General features: G+C 52.9%; 17 protein-coding genes and 6 tRNA genes. 11 read left to right on the top strand and 12 right to left on the bottom strand.

The genetic code is table 11. The features are described from left to right. Positions 1-411: 411 nt before the first annotated feature. Both SOJ49_RS12265 and SOJ49_RS12260 read left to right on the top strand, forming a co-directional pair. The gene (locus SOJ49_RS12265) at positions 412-1173 is read left to right on the top strand and encodes a hypothetical protein (RefSeq protein ID WP_369854791.1); all 762 of its coding nucleotides are present in this window, start codon (positions 412-414) and stop codon (positions 1171-1173) included. Between the two features lie 3 nt (positions 1174-1176). Beyond that, entirely contained in the window at positions 1177-2181 is a 1005-nt protein-coding gene (locus SOJ49_RS12260; protein ID WP_369854790.1) for an AraC family transcriptional regulator, read from the top strand. A gap of 891 nt (positions 2182-3072) precedes the next feature. Here the strand turns inward: SOJ49_RS12260 and SOJ49_RS12255 are convergent. From SOJ49_RS12255 to SOJ49_RS12220, 8 genes are all read right to left on the bottom strand, one after another. After that, positions 3073-3149 (bottom strand) — tRNA-Asp (locus tag SOJ49_RS12255). Positions 3150-3182: 33 nt separating this feature from the next. Continuing rightward, positions 3183-3258: transfer RNA gene (locus SOJ49_RS12250), tRNA-Val, on the bottom strand. Between the two features lie 84 nt (positions 3259-3342). Beyond that, positions 3343-3419 (bottom strand) — tRNA-Asp (locus SOJ49_RS12245). 33 nt (positions 3420-3452) lie between these two features. Continuing rightward, positions 3453-3528 (bottom strand) — tRNA-Val (locus SOJ49_RS12240). 24 nt (positions 3529-3552) lie between these two features. After that, positions 3553-3629 (bottom strand) — tRNA-Asp (locus SOJ49_RS12235). 21 nt (positions 3630-3650) lie between these two features. Next, positions 3651-3726, bottom strand: a tRNA-Val gene (locus SOJ49_RS12230). Between the two features lie 97 nt (positions 3727-3823). Continuing rightward, positions 3824-6958, bottom strand: a complete 3135-nt coding sequence (locus tag SOJ49_RS12225; RefSeq protein ID WP_369854789.1) for an efflux RND transporter permease subunit — start codon at positions 6956-6958, stop codon at positions 3824-3826. Between the two features lie 2 nt (positions 6959-6960). Beyond that, complete coding sequence (locus SOJ49_RS12220) at positions 6961-8049, bottom strand: efflux RND transporter periplasmic adaptor subunit (RefSeq protein WP_369854788.1); 1089 nt, start codon at positions 8047-8049, stop codon at positions 6961-6963. Positions 8050-8223: 174 nt separating this feature from the next. On the opposite strand from SOJ49_RS12220, the gene SOJ49_RS12215 reads away from it, so the two are divergent. The 3 genes from SOJ49_RS12215 to SOJ49_RS12205 all read left to right on the top strand — a co-directional run bounded on the left by SOJ49_RS12215 (position 8224) and on the right by SOJ49_RS12205 (position 10996). After that, positions 8224-8370: a hypothetical protein gene (locus SOJ49_RS12215; protein WP_369854787.1), complete on the top strand. Its 147-nt coding sequence runs from the start codon at positions 8224-8226 to the stop codon at positions 8368-8370. 173 nt (positions 8371-8543) lie between these two features. Next, the gene (locus SOJ49_RS12210) at positions 8544-10466 is read left to right on the top strand and encodes an ATP-binding cassette domain-containing protein (protein WP_369854786.1); all 1923 of its coding nucleotides are present in this window, start codon (positions 8544-8546) and stop codon (positions 10464-10466) included. Continuing rightward, a complete protein-coding gene (locus SOJ49_RS12205; RefSeq protein WP_369854785.1) occupies positions 10463-10996 on the top strand; it encodes a hypothetical protein in 534 nt (177 codons plus the stop codon). The genes SOJ49_RS12210 and SOJ49_RS12205 overlap by 4 nt, the downstream gene beginning before the upstream one ends. Before the next feature lie 81 nt (positions 10997-11077). On the opposite strand, the gene SOJ49_RS12200 is transcribed toward SOJ49_RS12205, so the two are convergent. Beyond that, entirely contained in the window at positions 11078-11866 is a 789-nt protein-coding gene (locus SOJ49_RS12200; protein ID WP_369854784.1) for a hypothetical protein, read from the bottom strand. A 577-nt stretch (positions 11867-12443) separates the two neighbouring features. On the opposite strand from SOJ49_RS12200, the gene fadB reads away from it, so the two are divergent. Both fadB and fadA read left to right on the top strand, forming a co-directional pair. Further along, positions 12444-14630: a fatty acid oxidation complex subunit alpha FadB gene (fadB, locus tag SOJ49_RS12195; protein ID WP_369854783.1), complete on the top strand. Its 2187-nt coding sequence runs from the start codon at positions 12444-12446 to the stop codon at positions 14628-14630. 20 nt (positions 14631-14650) lie between these two features. Further along, on the top strand, positions 14651-15829 hold the full coding sequence (fadA, locus tag SOJ49_RS12190; RefSeq protein WP_369854782.1) for an acetyl-CoA C-acyltransferase FadA: 1179 nt from the start codon (positions 14651-14653) through the stop codon (positions 15827-15829). A 131-nt stretch (positions 15830-15960) separates the two neighbouring features. Here the strand turns inward: fadA and SOJ49_RS12185 are convergent, their stop codons facing one another. After that, positions 15961-16698 carry a carbonic anhydrase gene (locus tag SOJ49_RS12185; protein ID WP_369854781.1) on the bottom strand — a complete coding sequence of 246 codons (738 nt, stop codon included), beginning with the start codon at positions 16696-16698 and terminating at the stop codon, positions 15961-15963. A 285-nt stretch (positions 16699-16983) separates the two neighbouring features. After that, positions 16984-17886, bottom strand: a complete 903-nt coding sequence (locus tag SOJ49_RS12180) for a GAF domain-containing protein (protein ID WP_369854780.1) — start codon at positions 17884-17886, stop codon at positions 16984-16986. 268 nt (positions 17887-18154) lie between these two features. On the opposite strand from SOJ49_RS12180, the gene SOJ49_RS12175 reads away from it, so the two are divergent. Continuing rightward, positions 18155-19252 carry an IS5 family transposase gene (locus SOJ49_RS12175; RefSeq protein ID WP_369854779.1) on the top strand — a complete coding sequence of 366 codons (1098 nt, stop codon included), beginning with the start codon at positions 18155-18157 and terminating at the stop codon, positions 19250-19252. A 417-nt stretch (positions 19253-19669) separates the two neighbouring features. Continuing rightward, positions 19670-20530 (top strand): DMT family transporter, encoded by an 861-nt coding sequence (locus tag SOJ49_RS12170; RefSeq protein ID WP_369854778.1) that lies wholly within the window; start codon positions 19670-19672, stop codon positions 20528-20530. Between the two features lie 8 nt (positions 20531-20538). Here SOJ49_RS12170 and SOJ49_RS12165 read toward each other — a convergent pair whose 3' ends face one another. Next, positions 20539-21228 carry a helix-turn-helix transcriptional regulator gene (locus SOJ49_RS12165; RefSeq protein ID WP_369854777.1) on the bottom strand — a complete coding sequence of 230 codons (690 nt, stop codon included), beginning with the start codon at positions 21226-21228 and terminating at the stop codon, positions 20539-20541. 376 nt (positions 21229-21604) lie between these two features. Here SOJ49_RS12165 and SOJ49_RS12160 point away from each other — a divergent pair, with 376 nt between their 5' ends. Both SOJ49_RS12160 and SOJ49_RS12155 read left to right on the top strand, forming a co-directional pair. Further along, positions 21605-21859 (top strand): hypothetical protein, encoded by a 255-nt coding sequence (locus SOJ49_RS12160; protein ID WP_369854776.1) that lies wholly within the window; start codon positions 21605-21607, stop codon positions 21857-21859. Positions 21860-22136: 277 nt separating this feature from the next. Next, on the top strand, positions 22137-22811 hold the full coding sequence (locus SOJ49_RS12155; protein WP_369854775.1) for a GntR family transcriptional regulator: 675 nt from the start codon (positions 22137-22139) through the stop codon (positions 22809-22811). Positions 22812-22868 lie beyond the last annotated feature (57 nt).

The raw sequence follows: 22868 nt of genomic DNA, 5'->3' as shown, positions 1-22868 counted from the left end.
TTCTTAATCAGCTTAGTCAATGTCGGTCGCTATGAGGGTTAAATTGGCAAGAAAATACCAAAATGTAATGGCCAACAAAGCCGAGTCCGCCCTTGCGCTAATGTTCCAAATTCATCCGGGGATTGATTTTTATCTGATGAATGCTGTGGATCCAGCCCTGATATATCCAGAAAACCATGACATTCTGTTTCATCGGCTCTCTTCTGGTCGATGGGAGGTCGGTGGGAACCTTGAACCATTCTGGTTGTTCTGAATAGCCTGCCATCAAAGGTCTGTACTTGGTGTTCGATCTGCACTGGCAACGGTTCTATTTTACGCTAGCGCAGATGAGTCGCCGACCGGGTTTGGTTATACTGGCCAGCTTGCGCCGTGTGTTGTGGTGTTTATTGCAATTATGATCAGGAGAACGGGATGAAGAGCCCTCTGGGTCTCGATGCGGACTTGCCGGTGCTGGATATCGTGCAGGAATCACTAGGGTTGTTGTGGGTCAAGCGGGGTATTGTGCTCGCCCGTTTTTTGCCAGTGATGCTGTTACTGGCGGCTCTTGATTGGGCCAGTACTACACTGGTGCCTGAATCGCATCTTTTTGGTCAGTTGGGTTTTGCCTTGGCATCCATGCTGTTTGGGGTTGTTTTTGCGACGGCTTGTCATCGTATGACTTTGATGCCTGAGAAAAACCTGGTTCAGCCGGGTGTCTGGCGTCGTGAGGAGTGGCGTTATCTGATGCGGCTGTTGTTGATGGGGCTGGCGCTTTCTGCTGTTATTACGCCGATTCTGCTGTTGTTTGCGTTGTTACAAATTCAGCAAATGATGGTGCTTGGTGGTGCCGTGGCGATTATGGCTGGCTTATACGTCAGCGCTCGTCTTTCGGTCACTTTGCCTGAAATAGCCGTCGGACAATCAACCAGCTTTAAACGTGCCTGGAACCTGAGCAAGGGTAATGGCTCGCGGCTGGTGCTGGTGGTGTGGATTACGCCACTGTTGATCAGTGCGCCATTTTTGTTGTTGTTTTTGCTGGATAACACCGTGCTGAATTATCTGGCCGCCTTCGGTACTTACGTTACCAGCCTGGTCTCGCTGGTGATGCTGTCTTTGTCCTATCGTTTTCTGACGTCCTTTGAGTCTGTTGTCGAGCAGACGGATGTTCCGCCATCGAATGGATTTGATGCCTGAATCATGAAGCTCGGAGATCTGTCTGTTGCTTACGTCGAACTGCTGGCCCGTGCCGCACGGGCTGAAGGTTTTGACCCGGTGTCTGTGCTGGAAGCCTATCAGTTACCGGCGTCCCGGCTGGCATTGCCCGGTAATCGTGTCAGTATCCCGCGCTTTATGCGCACCGGACAGGCGCTGATTGAAGCCTCGGCAGCCCCTTGGTTAGGGCTTCGTATGGGGGCGCTGACGGGGCCTGCGAATCTGGGTCTGGCGGGATGGATCGCCCACAGTGCGGCGACCCTCAGAGATGCCTGTGAGGCGCTGGTGCGTTATGAGTTGTTGTTCAGCTTTAATGCGCGTGGCCGTTCGGCTTTTATTGTTGAACAGGGCCGGGGGCAGTTGCAGTTTTACTCTATCAGTCCCTATAACGAATTTAATTGTTTTGTGGTGGATTCGGTGCTGGTTGGCTGGATGAGTGTGCTGAATCAGGCATGTGGTGAGCAGGTCGTTGCGTCGGTATGCGTTGAGTTTGATGCGCCGGATTACGCGGAGGCTTATACCCGGTTTATTCCATGTCCGGTGCAGTTTGGCGCGGGTTGTAATGCGCTGGTGCTCCGTGATGGCACACTTGAACGTTCGTTGAGCCATCCTTGTGCATCTCAGTTTCGGTATCTGTGTGATCTCGCCGATGCGGAATTGGCGCAAGTTCGTAATGGCTTGTCGATGGCGGAGCAGGTTGCTCGGGCTATTTCGCCGCTCTTGAAAGGTAAAACACCGGAGCTGGCTGAAGTGGCTGCGCAGATGGGCAAGCCGGGATGGACTATCAAGCGTTTGTTGGCAGCAGAAAACACCAGCTTTCAGACGGTATTGAATGATGCTCGAAGGGAACTGGCGACGTGTTATTTGCGGGAAACCGTACTAACGATGGGGGAAATTGCTTATTTGACAGGGTTTGGTTCAGCAACTGCCTTCCAGCGGGCCTTCAAGCGTTGGACGCATGAAACACCACGCCAGTATCGGCAGTTGTAGCTGAGATTTACATCTCTACGGCGTCATCGACGTCGTCATCGTACTCGTCGTAGCTGGTATCTAGCAGCTCTTCTGTGTAATCCGACATATCTTTCTCCTTTTCCTTTGATCAGCCTGTTTGGCTGACTCGAACAATGCTTCTGCAATCAGAAGCGACTTATTGTTGTTTGTGGTACCAGTAACCAAGCAGCAGATGTGCCAAAATCCTTTCGCCATTGCATGCCTGTTGTTTGAGATGCGTTAAAACCGTGAAAGTTCAACGTCGCATCCTGTTCAAGCAGGGCTGAAGTTAGCCTTTATCTGTGACAAGTGCATGAATTGCTTCACAGAAAAATGGACTCACCGGTCTGATGTCATGAAAGACCACAATCGTTTGAATGCCCGTGTTCTTGGCCTGTAATAACCAATACCAAACCCTGTAGTGGGCGCGGGTATTCCGTTGTGAAGACGGTTTAATCCGGTTTGAGAATACCCAGAGTGCCAGTGGTTGGCAGCAGAGGTATTACCTGGCGGTGATAGAAGAGTGCTGGTTTATCCGGGTATTTGAGTCATAGCGGGCTAAAACAATCGCTGTCAGACAAAAATACATGATGGTAACCACTGTCGCGGCGTTACTGCTAGCAGTAACCAACGCCAAACAGACTATATCAGTGACCAAAAACGAGGCTTAGGCAATGCAGGCGGTAGCGATGATCGGCAATATTGGCCGGCGCTGTGTTGCCTGAGAAATCATTCTGTCTTTTGAGGGAAGCAACGGTAAACCGTTTCAGAGAAATCAGACTGCGGGATGAATCGTTATTCGTAGGCAAGATAGTGAGGCTGGCGAACCAGAGAGACTCTACTGATCGTATTGACGACCGTCTTTCTACATTCCTTTTACATCGGAAAAGATGGCGGACTGGACGGGACTCGAACCCGCGACCCCCGGCGTGACAGGCCGGTATTCTAACCAACTGAACTACCAGTCCACTGCTTTGATGTTCAAACCACATCAAAAGGTTTGGTGGGTGATGACGGGATCGAACCGCCGACCCTCTGCTTGTAAGGCAGATGCTCTCCCAGCTGAGCTAATCACCCATTGTCTGGGTTTTATCTTTTGCTGCAGTACGCTTTGTACAGCAATCAAAATCTAAACTCTATCTACACCGCTGATGGCGTAGATGGCGGACTGGACGGGACTCGAACCCGCGACCCCCGGCGTGACAGGCCGGTATTCTAACCAACTGAACTACCAGTCCACTGCTTTGATGTTCAAACCACATCAAAAGGTTTGGTGGGTGATGACGGGATCGAACCGCCGACCCTCTGCTTGTAAGGCAGATGCTCTCCCAGCTGAGCTAATCACCCTGATATCACGCTACTGACAAGAATTGGCGGACTGGACGGGACTCGAACCCGCGACCCCCGGCGTGACAGGCCGGTATTCTAACCAACTGAACTACCAGTCCAATTCTTTCAGATTTCACTTTTGGTGGGTGATGACGGGATCGAACCGCCGACCCTCTGCTTGTAAGGCAGATGCTCTCCCAGCTGAGCTAATCACCCTTGGTCTCAAAAGCGAGTGGGCATTCTACTCGTGACGCTCTCTTTGTCAAACACAAATCTTTGTTTTTTTAAATTTATTCAGTAACTTGCGTAAAATTCAGCCAGTTTTTACCGATTCCTGTGGTGGCTTTACCGGGTTGGCCCGGCGGTCAACCAGAATCAGCAGGCACGGGGTCAGAATCAGGGTCAATACGGTGGCAAAGGTAAGCCCTCCGGCAATAGCGGTCGATAGCTGGGTCCACCATTGTGACGAGGGGGCACCGACGCTGGTGTGTTGGTGAATCAGATCGATATTCCATTGCATGACCATGGGTATCAGCCCAAGGACGGTGGTGACGGCGGTCAGCAAGACCGGGCGCAGACGCTGGGCTCCGGTGCGCAAGGCAGCGTCGACGGCTTCCAGACCTTCGTCGCGGAGGCGGTTGTAGGTATCGATCAGAACGATATTGTTGTTGACGACGATACCTGCCAGGGCGATAACGCCGACACCGCTCATCACGATTCCGAACGCTTCTCCCCGAATCAACAAGCCCATCAGCACTCCGACAATCGACAGGATAATGGCGCTCATAATCAAGGTAGCCTGGTAAAAACTGTTGAACTGGGTCACCAGGATGGTGGCCATCATAAAAATGGCGATGGAGAAGGCGGTTGCCAGGAAGCTGCCGGTTTCTGCCATTTGTTCAAAATCACCCCGGAACCTGGGTTCGACCCCGGCACTGCGCCAGTCGAGATCTTTCATCTGTTCGCTGAGCTGTTGGATCTTGGCGTTGACGTTGACACCGTCGTGCACGTTAGCCGTCAGGCGGTAGCGGCGTTTGCCGTCGATACGCACCAGATCACCGGAGCGTGGCTCGGCGGTCTGGGTCAAAAACTGTGAGACGGGCACCAGGCCATAAGCGGTTGAAACGTTAAAGCCATCCAGGTCGTCCAGGGTTCGACGGGCTTCCGGGTAGCGCAAGACAATATCCACTTCGTCATCGGTGAAGTCGGGTTGAAAGGAGCCGACTTTCTGGCCGCCGGTCAGCATCCGGATCATGCCACCGGTGGCCGAAATACTGGCACCATAGCGGCTGGCCTGCTCGCGGTTGACGGTGAGCTGCCATTCAATGCCCTCAAGCGGGCGGTCGTCGCGGATATCCTTGAGTTCAGGATCCTGTTCAAAGAGGGTTCGAACCTGTTCCAGCAAGGGAATAATGGCCTCGCCAGTATTGGCCGTCAGTTGCAGCTGGATATCCGCTCCGCCAGGTGGGCCACCCTGTTTTTTCTGGGTTTCGACAATAATGCCCGGTATCGAAGCGCTGCGTGCTTCAATCTCTGCCAGTACCGTATTGGCGGGACGGCGTTGTTCCCAGTCTGCCAGCCCGATCTGAATACGTCCGACCAGATCTGGAGCAGAGTCGTTCGGGGCTTTGGCGAACGTCGTGGTGTAGATGGATTCGACGTCGGTGATCGCAAAAATTTGCTGTTCTACCTGCAACACCAGTGCTTCGCGCTCCTGAATGGACAGGTTGCCTCGGGCGCGGACATCCACCAGGCCGATATCGGAATCAACATCCGGAAAAAACTCCACCCCGTGACCATGTTTGCCGTAAAAGACAAATGATACGACCAACGTCAGCAGGCACAGAAACAGCACCATCAGAGGACGATTTAATGCCGCTCGAAGTACCCGGACATAGCCTCCGGTGAAACCGCCGATATGGTCGAAGTCGCCGCGTTCGGCGGCTTTCAGTCTGGCGATGGTGTTATCTTCATAACCGCCACTACGGCTGATAATCGAGCCCAGGGTTGGCACCACAATCAGTGCCATAATCAGCGATGCGGTCAGGGTATAAAGCAGCGTTAGCGGCAGATATTTCATAAAGTCGCCGGTGGTGCCAGGCCAGAATAACAGGGGCAGAAAGACCGCCAGAGTGGTGGCCGTTGAGGCGGTGATGGGCCAGGCCATACGCTTGGCGGCATCGGCATAAGCCTGTTTGGGTGTGGCGCCATCGGCCAGTCGCCGGTCGGCGTACTCGGTCACGACAATGGCACCATCAACCAGCATGCCGACCGAGAGTATCAGCGCAAACAGCACCACCATGTTCATGGTATTGCCTGTAAGGCTGAGCCAAATAAGTCCCATCAGAAATGCACCGGGTATGGCCAGCCCCACCAGTATCGAGTTGCGAATACCGAGGCTGCCCAATACCAGAATAATCACCATCAGAGTGGCGACCAGCACGTTGTTAAACAGGTCGTTGAGCATGCTCTTGATTTCGCTGGATTCATCCTGAATGATGCTGGCATCAATACCCGCTGGCCAATACGGCTTCACGCTATCGATGACATCGCGCACCTGGCTGATGGTATCAATGATGTTGGAGCCAATACGTTTTTTGATTTCCAGTGTCACAGCGGGCCGGCCATTGATGCGGGCGCTGCTGTCGCGATCCTTGTAGGCCAAACGGCCAACGGCGATGTCCCGGAACAGCACGACCTGGTCACCACTGACCTTGACCGGCATGTCGAGGATATCGCTGATGTTTTCGACCAGTCCCGGAATCTTGATGCTGAAGCGGCCAGCCTCGTTTTGCAGGTCTTCGCTGGCAACCAGCGAGCTGTTGTTGGCAACCAGGCTGGACAGTTCCGCCATCGACAACTGGTAGTTATCCATGCGCACCGGATCGACCACAATTTCAGCAATTTCTTCCCGTTTGCCTTTAATCGCGGCTTCCAGTACGCCTGGCAGTGCTTCGAGACGATCCTGCAAGTCATTGGCAACGGCGTAGAGTTCGGTTTCACTGACGTCACCCGAGAGGGTAACAACAGCCACCGGAAACAGCGCCACGTTGATTTCCAGGACTCTGGGTTCATGGCTGTCTTCTGGCAGATCACCGCGGGCATCATCTACTTTTTGGCGCACGTCGAGCAGTGCCTGGTCAATATCAACGTCGGTGTAGAATTCCAGCACGATTGACAGGTGCCCGGTGGTGGCGGTCGAGACCATTTCTTTCAGGCCGTCGAGTCCTCGTAATTCACGTTCGAGCGGCTTGTAGAGCAGGGTGTCGGCATCCTCCGGGGAGATACCATCGTGCGCTACTGACACATAAACAAACGGTACGGTGACGTCGGGTGAGCTTTCTTTGGGAATGGAGACCAGCACCGACAGGCCAACCAGCATAACCAGCACAAACACCATCATCACTGTGCGGGCACGGCTGAGCGCTGCATCGATCAGGGCGTACATGATTATTCTCCCGTTGGCTGGCTGGTCGTCACCCGGATGACCGCTTCAACCTGCTGTCCGGGCTGAACAAAACCGGCGCCCTGGGTAATCAGGCGGATGGATTCGGGGCCGTAGACCCAAACACCATTCTGATCAGCACCTTCCAAATCGACACTGACAAACTCAACCCGGTTATCCTGATTAACGACCTTGAGGCCCATCTTGCCAGCGGCATCCAGTACCAGTAAGGCGGGCGAAATATGATAAGCCTGACGCTCCCCCAATGGCACGATCAGCTGGGCGCTCTGCCCGGCCGGGATCGGCTGGTGTTCCGGATTGGCCAGTTCCAGCTCAACCGTAAAGGTTCGGGTTGCTGCATTGGCGAGGGATGAAACAAAGCGGATTGTGCCGCTAACCACGTGCCCGGATAACAACCTTGCCTGACCAGGCATACCGGGGCTGAGCAGGCTGACGTCATTTTCCGCGACCTGGGCTGTCACCAGATACGGAGCAAAATCAACCAACTCCAGCAGCGGATCACCGTCCTTGACGAAGGCACCCAGCTCTACCATCCGGTTGTTGATGACGCCATCAAACGGCGCATGAACGGCTGCCGCATCGACTTGTAGTTGCGCCGCAGTCAACTCGGCTTGCGCATTTGCCAATGCCGTGTCGGCCTGGGCCAACAGAGATTCGTTGGCCAGCCCCTGTTTTTTTAGCTGAGTCACGCTGTGTTGTTCCAATTGACGCTGACGCAAATTGGCCTGGGCCTGTTGCACTCGGGCAGGCCAATCGCGTCGGTCAAGCTCGAGCAGCAGCTGGCCACGCCTGACTCTCTGGCCTTTGTGAGCATGAATAGCGTCAACCCTGGCTCTCAATTCGGACTTGATGGTTACGGTACGATTCGCCGCCAGCTTGCCTGATAACTTGATCGAACGGACATGCTGAACCGGGATCAGGTCTTCGACCTGTACCCTGGCAAGCCGTGATGTTTCCTGCGGTATGGCGGTATCTGCTGCTGGTTCGGCATCCGATCCCAGCAACATCCATACGGCGGTTGCAATGATAACGGCGGCAGCGGCAAGGTAGCCACGGTTAAGCGTAATCGACATGGTATTCCGTCCTTTCCATACAAATCCTGATGCCAGTCCGGCCTGCAGATGGCGATGTTACAGTGTGCCGTGAAGGATAATTCACTTTGGCCTGGATGTTTACAAATAGGGGACATCTATTTAATCCTGCACGGCTCTGCGCGAGTGTTGCCGTTGTGCAGGGCGAGGCGGCGAATGCAGCGAAAGGACGCGTCCTTTTCACATTCGTCAACACCGCACTGGACGGCGGCAACCCGCGCCCTGCGGGGGCTGCCGGATGATCTCGACGCTGTGTCGCCGACGTTTGACGTGACCCGTCAGGCCTGCAAGTCGGCTTCGTGATTCGAAAGCATCTGGTAGCCCAGAGTGAGCACCGGATTAAATAGATGTCCCCAATACTTTGCAATCTGATGGCGGTTTGCCTGTTAAGGTGGCGGCAGCACCAGTAAACTGCGCGCTTGGCCCGGTATATTGCGTATTCGGGATGCGATTCTGTCGGTTTGCAGGCGGTTTGTATGGTGTTGGTGAGTTTAAAACAGGCCGAGTTGGCCTTTGGTGATCATGTACTGCTCGATAAGGTGGATCTGGATATCCACTCCGGCGAGCGGGTCTGTATCGTTGGCCGTAATGGCGAGGGCAAGTCAACCTTGCTGAAAGTCCTGACCGGTGAAGTGACAACAGACGATGGGGTTATTCAGCGTCTCGACATGTTGAGTATGGCAACGCTGCAGCAGGCGCTGCCAGAAAAAGTGGATATTCCGGTTTACGATGTGGTTGCCCAGGGGTTGGGGCAGGTGGGTGAAGACATTGCCCGCTATCATGAAGAAACTCACAAGGGAGAGCACGCGGATCTCAACCTGATGGAAAAACTGCAAACCCGCATCGAAGCCAATGACGGCTGGAGTTGGCAGCAAAAGGTCGAGGCGATTATTCAGCGCCTGGATTTACCCGCTGAACGCAGTTTTGCCGAGCTGAGCGGTGGCTGGCAACGTCGGGTTATGTTGGCCAGAGCTCTGGTGGTTGAGCCGGATCTGCTGATTCTGGACGAACCAACCAACCACATGGATATCGCCACGATCAAGTGGCTCGAAGAGCAACTCAAGCAATTCAGTGGCACGCTGGTGTTTATCAGCCACGACCGGGCCTTTGTGCAAAGCCTGGCGACCCGCATTGTTGAGCTCGACCGTGGCCATGTCTACATTTGGCAAGGTGACTATCTCAGCTTTATTGAATATCGGGAAAAACGTCTCGAAGACGAGGCGACCCAGAATGCGCTGTTCGACAAGCGTCTGGCGGAGGAAGAAAAATGGATTCGCCAAGGGATCAAGGCGCGCCGCACCAGGAATGAAGGCCGAGTTGAACGGCTGAAAGAAATGCGTAACGAACGTGGTGCTCGCCGTGAGCGTCAAGGTACCGCCAATATCAATATGACCAGTACCGATTCGTCCGGGAAAATTGTCTTTGAAGCGACGGACATCAGCTATGCCTGGGGTGACCAGCCCCAAGTGGCCCATTTTTCTACCATTATTCAGCGTGGTGATCGCATCGGGCTGGTTGGCCCCAACGGTGCAGGTAAAAGTACCCTGTTAAAGCTGCTGCTGGGACAGCTGCAACCCCAGTCCGGTGAACTCAGGGTTGGCACCAAACTGGAAGTGGCCTACTTCGATCAGTCCCGGCATATGCTGGATGGCAACAAATCGATCGCCGATAACGTCGCTGATGGCAAGGATCATGTCGAAGTGAACGGCCAGAGCCGCCATGTGATCGGTTACCTGGGGGATTTCCTGTTTCCCCCGGAACGTGCCCGCACACCGGTTCGGGCCTTGTCGGGTGGTGAACGTAACCGGGTCTTGCTGGCCAAGCTGTTCCTGAAGCCATGCAATCTGCTGGTGATGGATGAGCCGACCAACGACCTGGATGTAGAAACCCTGGAACTGTTGGAAGAACGGCTGATGGAATATCAGGGCACCCTGTTACTGGTCAGTCACGACCGGGCTTTCCTCGATAACGTGGTTACCCAGTTGCTGGTGTTTGAAGGTGATGGCCATATTGACGAACAGACCGGTGGGTACTCCGACTGGGAAGCCCGCCATCTGGCCAAACAGGCCGCCACCAAGGCAAGCCAAAAAGCCGGTAAACAGCAAAAACAATCACAAAAGTCGACACCAAAGGCGGCAGCAGTGGCGCCTGCGCCAGCTAAGCCACCGGCAGCCAAAAAACTCTCCTACAAACTGCAGCGCGAACTGGATCAGCTACCGGAGCAGATTGCTGCTGCCGAAGCTCGGCGAGATGCACTGGCGGCGACGACTCATGCTGCGGATTTTTATGCTGGCGATGCCGACTCTGTGCAGGCTGTGCTGGCGGAGCTGGCAGCCGCTGAAACAGCAATCGAGCAACTGGAAGAGCGTTGGCTGGAACTTGAGGAAATGGCATCGTGAGCTGGCTTATCCCGCTTGCGGTGGTGCTGGTGGTGTTCGGGTCTGTCTACTGGATGAAACCCAGCCCGCGAGATTCCCGCCTGGCGGCGTTGCGGCTTGATGCCATCAAGGCAGGGCTGCAGGTTCGTCATCATACGTTTCAGGCAGACGCCGCCAAAACCGGGGTGCGGGAAAATATTACCGGTACTTGTTACACGCTGGTGTTCCGGCAGCCAGCGCATGACGAGGGCAAGCCCCGTCAGCAGCTGTTGTTTCGTATCGTCGGCCAACCGGCGTGGGAAACTGCCGGATTGCCGCAAGGACTGTCGTGGCATGATTTACCGGGTGACCCGGCGCAGGGTCAAGAGCAGCGGTTGGCGTTGGCCGAGTCGCTTGGGGCTGGCATTCGAGCAGCGCTGACGGGTCTGAATGATGACGTCCTGTTACTGGAACTGTATGAAAACCGGGTCAGTCTGATTCCGGCAGAGCGAAAAGCCGCCAGTGCCGAAGGATATCTACAGGTGTTGACCGCACTGGCTGTTTTGGCCTGATGAGCGACCAATAAATGCTGGCCATAAAAAAGTAGCCTGATGAGGGCTACTTTTTATGGGTGTCGGATCGGTTGGATCAGATCAACTGCCAATCTTGCCTTCCAGTTCTTCCAAGTGGCGAATAATACGATCGTTGTAACTGATCACCAGGAAAGGAACATCCATTTCGTGTTGACGGGTAATGGAATTGCGCAGAAAACGCCACTTGCTGTTGATGTTGTCCATCAGAATATGAGTGGAGCGCTGGTACGCCACGGCTTTGAGATCTGCCAGTCGGAATTCAAAATCCGAAGTCATCTTCTGCATGGTGCGCTTGTATTCACCCAGATAAACCTCGGAGTCATCCATGGCGGCCGATGCCGCATACTGGGTGGTCATTTCCTGCAACAGCATGGCCATATCACGGACTTTTTCTATCGCCGGGTTGGTATCACTGACTCCGGCAACCTGGTGGTAGGCCGCTGAAATACGAGTAACCAGCGCGTTGTTGAGGCGACCCAGCTCGTCAACCATCTGAACGCTTGGAAAACCCTGGTTTTCAACCAGGTTGCGGTTGCTGTTCAGTGACTGGGTAAAGCTCAGCCATTCTTGCTCAATATCGTTCAGGTGACTGATCAGTTCTTGGCTGGCAACGTTTTCCCGTGCTTGGGCTAGTGACGCATTAAACGATTCCATATCGGCATTCATACGGCGACCGTACTTGCTGTCACCATCCAGGCCGGTATACATAAAAAAGTCAGTCATCACACCAATCGAGGCGAGGCGCATATGCTGTAGCTGGATCATCAGCTCATTGGCGGCCGCATGGGAGGAGACGGATGTCAGCAGGAGTGCCAGGGCAAGGCCCAGCGATTGGAGATATCTAGTCATCATGACCTCAGTCTTTTTATGATTATTTTTATGGTCTTCAGCAGCACCGTCTGTCTGATGATGAGAAAAATGCTCTCAAAAGGCAGGATGGACGCATCGCTGCAAGTAAAGCTGGTTCGAACAATACTACGGTATCTGCTAGCAAATGTCGCGATCTCGTACGTTGGTAGTAGAACGCTTTGATACGAAAAGTAACTATATTAAAGCAGATATTCAACTTGGCTCGTCTGGATGTATTGCCAGTCGCATCATTGCCGATTTTGGCCGTGCTTTTGTTAATCCCTGCTTTGTGGCGTAGCCATTGATGCTTAGCCGCAGCCGTCATTGGCGCGAACAGTCACTGACCTGTTTAGTAGCGAGTCATTATTGTGGTGCTGTCATGAGGGTCTAATCTTGCTATTGACTTTATTCCTCGATTCAACGAAGGTTGCTACAGAATTCAAACGGTCGTATTAATCGAATGTTTGAAACGGCTGTGCTGCATTATGACCAATCAGAACATGATGCAAACGCACTAATAATGGATCGGATTGTCAACAGGCAGTCCTTACGCTAACCACCACTTGGAGATCAGTTGATGATTTACGAAGGTAAAGCCATCACGGTCAGCATGATCGAAGGTGACATCGCCGAACTCAGGTTCGACCTGCAAGGCGAGTCCGTCAACAAATTCAACCGTGCCACGCTGGAAGAATTACAGGCTGCCACTGTTGCGATTGCCGCCAATGATGCAGTCAAGGGCGTGCTGCTAACGTCTGGCAAAGACTCGTTTATCGTGGGTGCCGATATCACCGAATTCGGCAGTTATTTTGCCGGCCCTGAAGAGACGATCGTTGAGTGGTTGGGCTATGCCAACAGTGTATTTTCGGCACTTGAAGACTTGCCAGTACCGACCTTGTCAGTGATCAACGGTGTTGCGTTGGGGGGGGGTATGGAGCTGGTGCTGTCCACCGATATTCGGGTGATGGCAGACAGTGCAAAAATTGGTCTGCCGGAAGTCAAACTGGGCATTATGCCTGGCTTCGGCGGCACCGTGCGCTTGCCGCGTGTGATTGGTGCCGACAATGCGATCGAATGGATTTGCATGGGCAACGAGCAGAAAGCCGACAAGGCGCTGGCCGACGGTGCCGTGGATGCAGTATTCAGTGCTGACACACTGCGCCCACAGGCGCTTGAAATGCTCAAATCTGCAATTGCTGGTGCCATCAACTGGCAGCAACGCCGGGCTGAAAAAACCGCCAAGCTGACGCTGAACACCATGGAATCGATGATGGTGTTCGAAACGGCCAAGGGCTTTGTGATGGGGCAGACCAAGGGTCATTACCCGGCGCCGATCACCGCCATCAAAACGATGCAAAAGCATTGCTCCATGAGCCGCGACAAAGCGCTGGTAGTGGAATCCAAAGGCTTTGCAACGCTGGCTAAAACCACTGAAAGCCAGGCATTGATCGGTTTGTTCCTGAACGATCAGCTGTTGAAAAAGAAAGCCAAGGAATACGACAAGATCGCCAAGCCAACCAACATGGCTGCGGTGTTGGGTGCCGGTATCATGGGCGGTGGAATTGCCTACCAGAGCGCCTATAAAGGCACGCCGATCCTGATGAAAGACATCAACGAAGCCGGTATTGAACTGGGCCTGAACGAGGCTAACAAGCTGCTTTCCCGGCGCGTCGAAAAAGGCAAAATGACGGCTCTGAAAATGGGCGAATCACTGAACCGTATTCGCCCAACCCTGAGCTACGGCGACTTCGGCGCTGTGAATACCGTGGTAGAAGCGGTGGTTGAAAACCCGAACGTCAAAAAAGCCGTTCTGGCGGAACTGGAAGACAAGGTCAGCGACGATACCATCGTCACTTCCAACACCTCGACCATTTCTATTGACCTGCTTGCGGCAGACCTCAAGCGGCCGCAAAACTTCCTTGGCATGCACTTCTTTAACCCGGTACATATGATGCCGCTGGTGGAAGTGATTCGTGGATCAAAAACCTCTGCTGAAGCGGTTGCGACCGTCGTTGCCTACGCCAAAAAAATGGGCAAGACCCCGATTGTCGTCAACGACTGCCCCGGCTTTCTGGTGAACCGGGTACTGTTCCCGTATTTCGCCGGTTTTGCGGCTCTGGTACGGGATGGTGCTGATTTCCAGAAAATCGACAAGGTGATGGAAAAGTTCGGTTTCCCAATGGGCCCTGCTTACCTGCTGGACGTCGTTGGTATTGATACCGGTGTTCACGCCAACGAAGTGATGGCAGCAGGCTTCCCGGATCGCATGAAAGCCGATTACAAAACTTCCATGGAAGTGATGTTTGAAAACAATCGTTATGGCCAGAAGAACGGTGTTGGTTTCTACAAATACGAAACCGACAAGAAGGGCAAGCCCAAAAAAGTCGTTGATGAGCAAACCTATGAGCTGATCAAACCGGTTGTGGCTGCTGCGACTGAGTTTGACGCCGACGAGATAATTGCCCGCTGTATGATTCCGATGTGTATCGAGGTTGCCCGCTGTTTGGAAGAAGGCATTGTGGATACGGCAGCAGAAGCGGATATGGGCCTGATCTTCGGTATTGGTTTTCCGCCATTCCGTGGTGGTGCCTGTCGTTACATGGATACTGTTGGCCTGGCCAGCTTCGTCGCCCTGTGCGACACATTTGCTCATCTGGGCAAACTGTATGAGCCGACTGACCGGATGCGTGTTATGGCCGCCAATGGTGAATCCTACTTCCCGGCAGCAGCCAACGCCCCCGTCACGACAGACAGTGCGGAATAAGAGCGAACCTGGAGAAATTTATGACAACCCTGAATCCCAAAGACGTTGTAGTGATCGACGCGGTTCGTACGCCCATGGGCCGTTCCCGTGGTGGTGCCTTTCGCCATGTGCGGGCCGAAACCCTGTCAGCCACGATTATCGACGCGCTGTTTGAACGTAACCCGGATGTCCCGCCCAAGCTGGTGGAAGACATCATCTGGGGCTGTGTGAATCAGACCAAAGAGCAAGGCTTTAACGTTGCTCGTCAAATTGGTCTGCTGACCAAAGTTCCCAAAGAAGCCGGTGCGCAAACTGTTAACCGCCTGTGTGGTTCTGCCATGAGCGCCATTCACACCGCTGCCCAGGCGATCATGACCGGCAACGGTGATGTGTTTGTGGTGGGTGGTGTAGAGCATATGGGCCACGTAGAAATGACCCATGGCTTTGATCATAATCCGGCATCGTCCAAGCACTTTGCCAAGGCCTCCAACATGATGGGCCTGACCGCAGAAATGCTCGGCAAGATGCATGGCATCAGTCGTGATCAGCAGGATGCCTTTGCGGTGCGGTCGCATCAACGTGCCCACCAGGCAACGCTGGATGGCAAGTTCAAGAATGAAATCGTACCGATTTATGGCCACGATGCGGATGGCAAACAGGTGCTGATCAGTGAAGATGAAACCATTCGCCCGGAAACCACGTTACAGACCCTGGGTGCCTTGCGTCCGGCATTTGATCCCAAGAGTGGTACGGTGACGGCGGGTACGTCTTCCCAGATCACTGACGGCGCTGCTGCGATGTTGTTGATGAGTGCTGAAAAAGCCGAAGAGCTGGGCCTCAAGCCGCGCGCTCGTATCGTTTCCATGGCGGTTGCCGGTGTGGATGCGGCGATTATGGGTTACGGCCCGGTGCCAGCGACCAAAAAAGCCTTGAAGCGTGCTGGTCTGGAGACCACGGATATTGATTACTGGGAATTGAACGAAGCCTTTGCGGCCCAGTCACTCCCTTGTATCAAGGATCTGAAGCTAACCGAAATTGCTGAAAATCGTATCAATATCCATGGCGGTGCGATTGCTCTGGGTCACCCGCTGGGGTGTTCCGGTGCCCGTATTTCCACCACTCTGATCAACGTGCTTGAGCAGGAAGGTGGACGCTATGGCGTCTCGACCATGTGTATTGGTTTGGGTCAGGGTATCGCCACCGTGTGGGAACGCCTCTGATTATCGTCAAGTATTCAATGCATCAACAGCCTGTCTGGGCTCGACAGTCTGTTGTTGCAAAGAATGGAAAAAGCCCGCAGCGATAACCGCTGCGGGCTTTTTTTGTTTAGCGGCCAGGGTGATATGGCGGGCTACTGGATAACTACTCGGGCATTCAGGGGCTGAATCGGACGGCTGTTTTCACCGATCAAACGTGTGAAGGCGGCAATTTGATCAGCAGAGGCTTCAATCGGGGTTTTCAGTACAAACCAGCTGACGCCTTCAGTACAGGGTGGGGTCGTCAGGGAGCCGTTGTATTGTATGTAATCCAGGGATTCGGGCAGCAGTTTTGATATGTCCAGCCCGTTGTCCAATTCCTTTTTCTCACCAGGCAGGGGAAGGTCGCCCCAGACTTTGGCCAATTCCTTATTTTCTTCACCAGCCTGGAACATGATGGCCAGCACCGCCAGCCGACCTTCCGGAGTGGCATGGACAAGATGCATGGCCATGGGATACGACTTGCCTTCGATACGGTTTTCAGCCGGCGTGTGGAAATGGAACTGAATCAGGTTAAAGCTGCGAAAACCCACATTCAAGGTATTGCCCGCGGCGTAATTCACCTGCACCGTGTGACCGTTGTTGAGGATTTCCTTGCCGCCGGGATGGTAATTCAAGACCAGAGGTATCTGATCGGCTGCGATCATCTCGGTCAGATTCAATGGCGATTGGTTCAGGCCACTGCCGCAGCTTGTATAGTCTGCAGATAGGGTGGCCCAATGCTCGGGGCCATCGTCACCCTCGTAACTCCAGTGTGGTGATGGATTGGCGCTGGCAATCAGGCTATTCAGGGTGAGTGCACTGATCAGGATCAGGGCAGACTTTTTAATCATGGGTTATCTCTGCTGGCTAGGTGATGAATCAAACCTGGGGTTCCTTACGGACTGCACTCGTCGCTGTTGTTCGTATAGGGGACATAGCTGGCTTGCTCTGTCTGTGGTTACAGAACCACAGATCAAACCGGCTGAAAAAATGCAGTGACTGGGTGTCGATCTACGCATGAGATACCAGGTTGACAGGAAGGTTGCATAACGTCGGCCTGATTGGAACGGCCCCTTCGGGTTAGGTGACTCCTGCACACCAGGCGCAGGAGCAGGTGGGCGTGTGCTTCCGCGTTGTTATAGAACCAGGCGAACAATGCCGCTCAAGCGACCGGCATTGATTACGGGTAAACACAGTATGGGAGCGGTCAGATTCCGACTGGCCAGATGGGGGACACCACTGAGCCAGACTTTGCCAAGCTGACCTTCTCCACGCTCAATCTGATCCCCATCATAGCGCTGGTGGAGATCTGAGCCATCAATGGCAAAGCCATCGTGGAATTTCAGCTGGTTGCCATCTGGCAGCCAGACTTCATATTGGCTGGCGATAGGCGTACCCAGTGTGGATAACAGGCACACCACATGGCCATTCCTGTGATTATCGATATACGGCAAAGCGAGGCCGGTTGCGAGCCCGCATTCTTCGGCGGGATGAGCACGGATAAAGCAGTGACGATTCGCCAGATTCTGTAGTAACAGTGGCTGATCCAGCTGCCATGCCTTGCCTGGCAGACTTTCTCCCTGTTGGATGGTCATATTGCGAGATATGGCGGCAAATTGCTCCAGTACACCGTAATAACCATCCATCAGGTTTAACTGCTGTGGGCTTTGGGTATCATTTTGCCAGATTTCGACAGCGCCACTGGCGGTTCCGGGGTTACCACAAAAGAGCACCACAACCGCTTGAAGAAAATCACCGGCAAAGATCGGAATTGCAAGACCTGAGTCTATTCCAGTATCAGAAATAAAATTGCTGCGTTTGAAGCGGTCACTTCTGAGATCAGACCAGAGAACCGGGTGGCCACATTGCCAGGCACTACCAGGTAAACCCTCGCCATAACCAAAGGTCATGGTCGCACTGATTTCGGCAAAATGGCCCAGTTCTCCGTAGTAACTGGCTGCAGCGTGTAAATGACTGGAGCGGTCAGACTCCGTATGGTTTGGTACCCAAATTTCTGCTGCTTTTATAAACGCATTCATCGATATCTCCCTGATAAGCGACAGAATCATCTCTGTGGTCGTGTTCAGGGGCCACCTGAACTTGTTGCGCTTTTAACCGGCTATTGACAATCTATCGGCGTGACGATGACTGCGTTAAAAATGATCTGAAAATATTCATAAGTGACTTATCAACTCCGACGTTCGGTCATGATTACCCTGTACTTGCGGCCTAGCAGGCCGTTGATTTTATCCCTGATGCCTACTGGCTTCGATACAATACTCTTTTTCAATGGATTCCCGGACTCCCATGCGTGGCGCTGACATTACCCAAGAAGCCTTGTTCACCACCATCAAACTGGATGAACTGGTTCCACAGGATCACCCTTTGAGATCCATCAAAATCCTGTTTGATCAGGCGCTCACCAATATCGATTGGAAACTCAGCCTGATCTATTCCGAGCGTGGCCGGGAATCTATTCCTCCGGAGCGTCTATTGAGAGCCTTGCTGCTGCAAATCCTCTTCAGTATTCGCAGCGAACGGCAACTGGTCGAGCAGATTCAGTACAACATGCTTTATCGCTGGTTTATTGGTTTGAGTATTGATGATCCGGTCTGGGATCATTCGACTTTCAGCGTCAATCGGGATCGTTTGATCCGCCATGACGTCAGCACCGAATTATTCGCCGAGGTGATTGCCACAGCCCGAAAACAACAACTCCTGTCGAACGATCATTTTAGTGTCGATGGCACATTGATGCAGGCCTGGGCTTCCCAAAAGAGTTTTCGGCCAAAGCAATCTGATGACGATCAGGATAAGGGCGAAGGGCCATCCGGACGCAATCAGGAAGAGAACTTTCGTGGCACCAAACGCCGTAATGACACGCATGAATCAACCACGGATCCGGATGCGAGGCTGTTCAAAAAATCCAAAGGACAAGAGGCCCGATTATCCTTCATGGGACACACTGTCATGGAAAATCGGAATGGTTTGATCGTTGCGACACAAGCCAGTCTGGCGACCGGAACAGCGGAAAGAGACGTCGCCCAAGGGCTTTTAAAAGCACTGCCGGGAGCTCATCGTAAAACCGTGGGTGCGGATAAAAACTACGACACCAAAGGGTTTGTGAAGGAATGCAGGAAGCACCGCATCACGCCCCATGTTGCTCGCAATGACAAACGGTCAGGTGGCTCAGCCATCGATGGTCGAACCAGTAACAAAGCGGGTTATGCCGCCAGTCAGATTGTGCGTAAACGTGTCGAGGAACCTTTCGGCTGGGGTAAGACCGTCGGCCACTTACGGCAGTTAAAAGTGAGAGGACTTGCGAAGGTCAACAGTGTTCTTGAGATGACCATGATGGCTTATAACCTGGTGCGAATGTCCAAGTTACAGGGTCAATCCGTCTGATGACCGGAAACGGGATGGATCATCCTGTTTCCGGTGGAAAAACCACTCAAAAAACAACCAAATAAGCGTGATTTAGCGAGTTGAAAAGCTTCTGTCAGCAAAGCGAATAAGAATTTCAACAGCCTGCTAGAAACGTTTTCACCAGCTGTTGAGTCGTGGTATTGCTGTTGAGATATTCAATTGCGACGTTAATACTCGTCTCGGGTATTCCGTTATTGTCTATCAACGGGATCTGTTGTCGAGGGCTCCTCTGTTTTCGTTTGTAGCTTGTTCAGTGCAGGATGTACACCGCAAGCGTAGGGTACTTGTACCTGCTGATTCAGCATGAATCTAGCGAAGCAAGATGATTTTCAGAGATAGTCCAGCAATGAAGTCAATATTGCCGTTTTGCTAATAAAGTTAATAATAAGTGAGCATATGATGGTGGTTCAGACCGCGCTGGTATTACTGGCTTTTGCAGCCAATTCTCTTTTATGCCGCTGGGCTTTGAGGGAATACAGTTTTGATTCCGAAAGCTTTACGATCATCCGTCTGGTGGCGGGTGCGGTGATATTGAGTGTGTTGCTGTGGTATCAGAATATCCGCTTGGGGAGCCGCAATTGTGTCTGCCCGAACAGCCGGCGCTTCTGGTTACTGGGGCTGGGGTTATTTGTTTATGCGTCGGCATTTTCCATGGCGTATGTCAGTCTGGATACCGGTGTCGGGGCTTTCGTATTGTTCGCCACAGTACAGCTTGGGCTGCAATGGGTAAATATCTGGCGCGGCGCACGGCCTGGAGCCTGGCAGCTGGTGGGGATGTTGGTCTCGATTACCGGGCTGGCCTTGCTGCTGCTGCCTGGCAGTGCACTGTCTTCCTGGTGGGCAGTGCTGTTAATGGTCACGGCTGCACTCGGTTGGACTGGTTTTGTGGTGCTGGGCCAGGGTTCGTCAACACCTTTGGCAGATGTGCAAGCTGCCTTTGTCGCTGCTAGTCTGCTGTCGATACTATTAATACCTTTTACGGTTGAGCCCGAGTTGTCGAATTGGCGGCCTTTGCTGCTTGCAGTGATATCGGGTGCCATCGCCTCAGGGCTGGGTTACTTTGGCTGGTATCGGGTTTTGCCCTGGCTGGGGATCCATCGTGCTGCTCAGGTACAGCTATTGGTGCCGGGGCTGGCAGTATTGATGGGGGCGCTGGTGTTATCCGAGCGTTTAACAACCTTGATGTTGCTGGCCATGGGGCTGATTGTGGCCGGTGTTTTGATTGCGATTCGGGCGCGCCGATCCGTTGATACCTGAACCAGGCCTCACACATCGGTGCCGATCCAGACAACCCGACCGATAATTTCCAGCTGGTTCATGTCGTTTTGTTCCAGTAATACGTCGTTGTAGTGCTTGTTGTCCGACAGTAGCCAGACCCCTTGTCCCGGTACTCTCTGGATGCGTTTGATCATTTCGAAATTTTCTTCCCGCAAGGCATAGAGGCGACCATCCAGAAGCGACCTGTTCTGGGTGTCGATCAGCACCAGGCTGCCGTCGGGAATGGTCGGATTCATACTGTCGCCCCTGGCCGTCAGTATCACCAGAGACTGGTCGTTCAGACCTCGCTGTTTGACCCAGTGGCTCGGCAGTGCAAATTCCGGACTCGCTGTCCGGGTTTGGCAATGCTGGTGAGAGGCGGTATAGCAAGGGATCGATTTCAGCTTGCTGTCGTTGGCAGACAAGGTGTCATATTGATCCGCATGCATCAGCCCTTCACCGGATACCGCCCATTCAATAGAAACATTCGCTGCCTTGGCCATGGCGACCAGAGGCTCAACGGTTGTCGCACTGGCACCCTTGATGCAACGATAGAGTTGTGACTCCGAGATACCTGCGGCATCGGCGAGTTTTTTCTTGCTGCCGACCAGATCGGCCATCGCAGCAATTCGTTGTCCCAGACTGGTCAAAAAATCCATCGATTTTTTACTTTCACTGTCGGTCGGTGCGCTATTCATGTCGTCGCTGCTGGTTAGGTATGCAAAACCGCTTGTGTGTCTCACTCGGAGTGTTGGTGTCACACATATATGCTTGTATCTGTTGACTTGGTTGCATATGTGTCAATATGCTCCGCACATCTCTGAGAGACCAACGAGAGGTTGCTGGGTATTTGCGGGCAAACAGTTACGTGTCCATGCAAAAGGCGACCGTTTTTATACTGTCAGTGTATTTCCAGCAGGCAGTATAAAAACACAAAGTTGATTTTGCATTAGTAAAAATTGGTACTTTTGCCTGAGAAAATGGGTTTGGACTATAGATTTTGCCCATTAAAGGGTCATATCGGCTGTGAGTGTCTCTTGACGCGCAGCAAGATGTTCCCAAATCAGTACCGCAGTGGAACTGGTTGGAGAAAATGAAAAATGGCGTTCAGATAGTATGCTTGATGCTTTCCGCGTTGCCATATGGTCTGGCAAGCTTGCTGGCGATGAACTCAGCGCAAGCGAGCTGAGCGGCGGTTCTATTCAAATGACTGCCAGAGTTTTACTCTTGTTGCAGCTACGGGCACGGTTTGTTTTCGCTGCCTCCGCGTTTTCCGGTTTTGTTAATGTTCATCTGTTCCACCCTGTTGTATTGAAGATATTGCGTTAATCGCGGATGTCTGGCCTCTATTGAGAGGATCGTTGTAAGAAGGTGAGGTCGATCCAACAGGCTTTCAGACGCCAGGATTGCTATCTCACGGATGTAAGGACGTCATGGCAGACAACTGCGAGGCATCTTCCGTTTTTAGAGCTAGCGGTTTGTGATATTTGTCAGTGGAACCATGATTACCGATAATTTGTTGACTGAAACGTGATTGAAATCAACGCTGTTGAGCTTTGGCAGATTGATCGTTTCAAGTCATATGTACGCTTTAGAGGAACTGATTATGGCGTTTGTCGTCGCCGAAAGTCTTGCAGAACAAATAGCCAACCACCTTGCAGATCGCATTATTCAGGGTGATCTGGTGAATAATGAACGTATTCAGGAAGCCCGTATCGTCAGTGAATTGCAAGTCAGTCGTGGCTCTGTACGTGAAGCACTGTTGATTCTGGAGCGTCGCCACCTGGTGACTATTCAGCCGCGCCGTGGTGCCTATGTGACTGAATTGAATGCTGACCGGGTACGTAGCCTTTATCGCCTGTACGGTAATCTGCTCGAAATGCTGGCCGAAAAGCTGGCCTGGAGCTGGAAAGAAGAAGACAAGAAAAAGCTGGAGTTGCTGGTCAACAAGCTCCGTAATACGGCTGCTGTACATGATCACCATCTTTTTATCGAAGCCAATTTTGAACTGATTTCCAGTGCTGCCGTCGCCGCTGGTAATGAGTATTTGAAAACCGCACTCGACAATCTGCAACCTCCCTTGCATCGTGCGCTGGCATTGGCATTACGCAAAAACCTTGGCGAAATGGACGAAACCAGCCTGTTTGTTACTCGCCTGATCGAATGCACACTCAGCGACCAAAATGATGAGATACCAGCGTTGGTCAATGAGTATTGCAAACGTCATTGCTCGCTGGTGGTTCAGGCAATCGAAGCCAACACACTGAAAGAGTCTGTGTAACATACCCGGAGTGGCCGTAGCCCGCCGGGTTAGCCACTTCAAATCAACACCGCTATC

Origin of the sequence: Candidatus Thalassolituus haligoni, from assembly GCF_041222825.1 — a bacterium.
GTDB classification, from domain to species: Bacteria; Pseudomonadota; Gammaproteobacteria; order Pseudomonadales; family Oceanobacteraceae; genus Oceanobacter; species Oceanobacter antarcticus.
The sequence above is the reverse complement of the archived record's forward strand: the minus strand, read 5'-3'. Positions and strand labels throughout refer to the sequence as shown.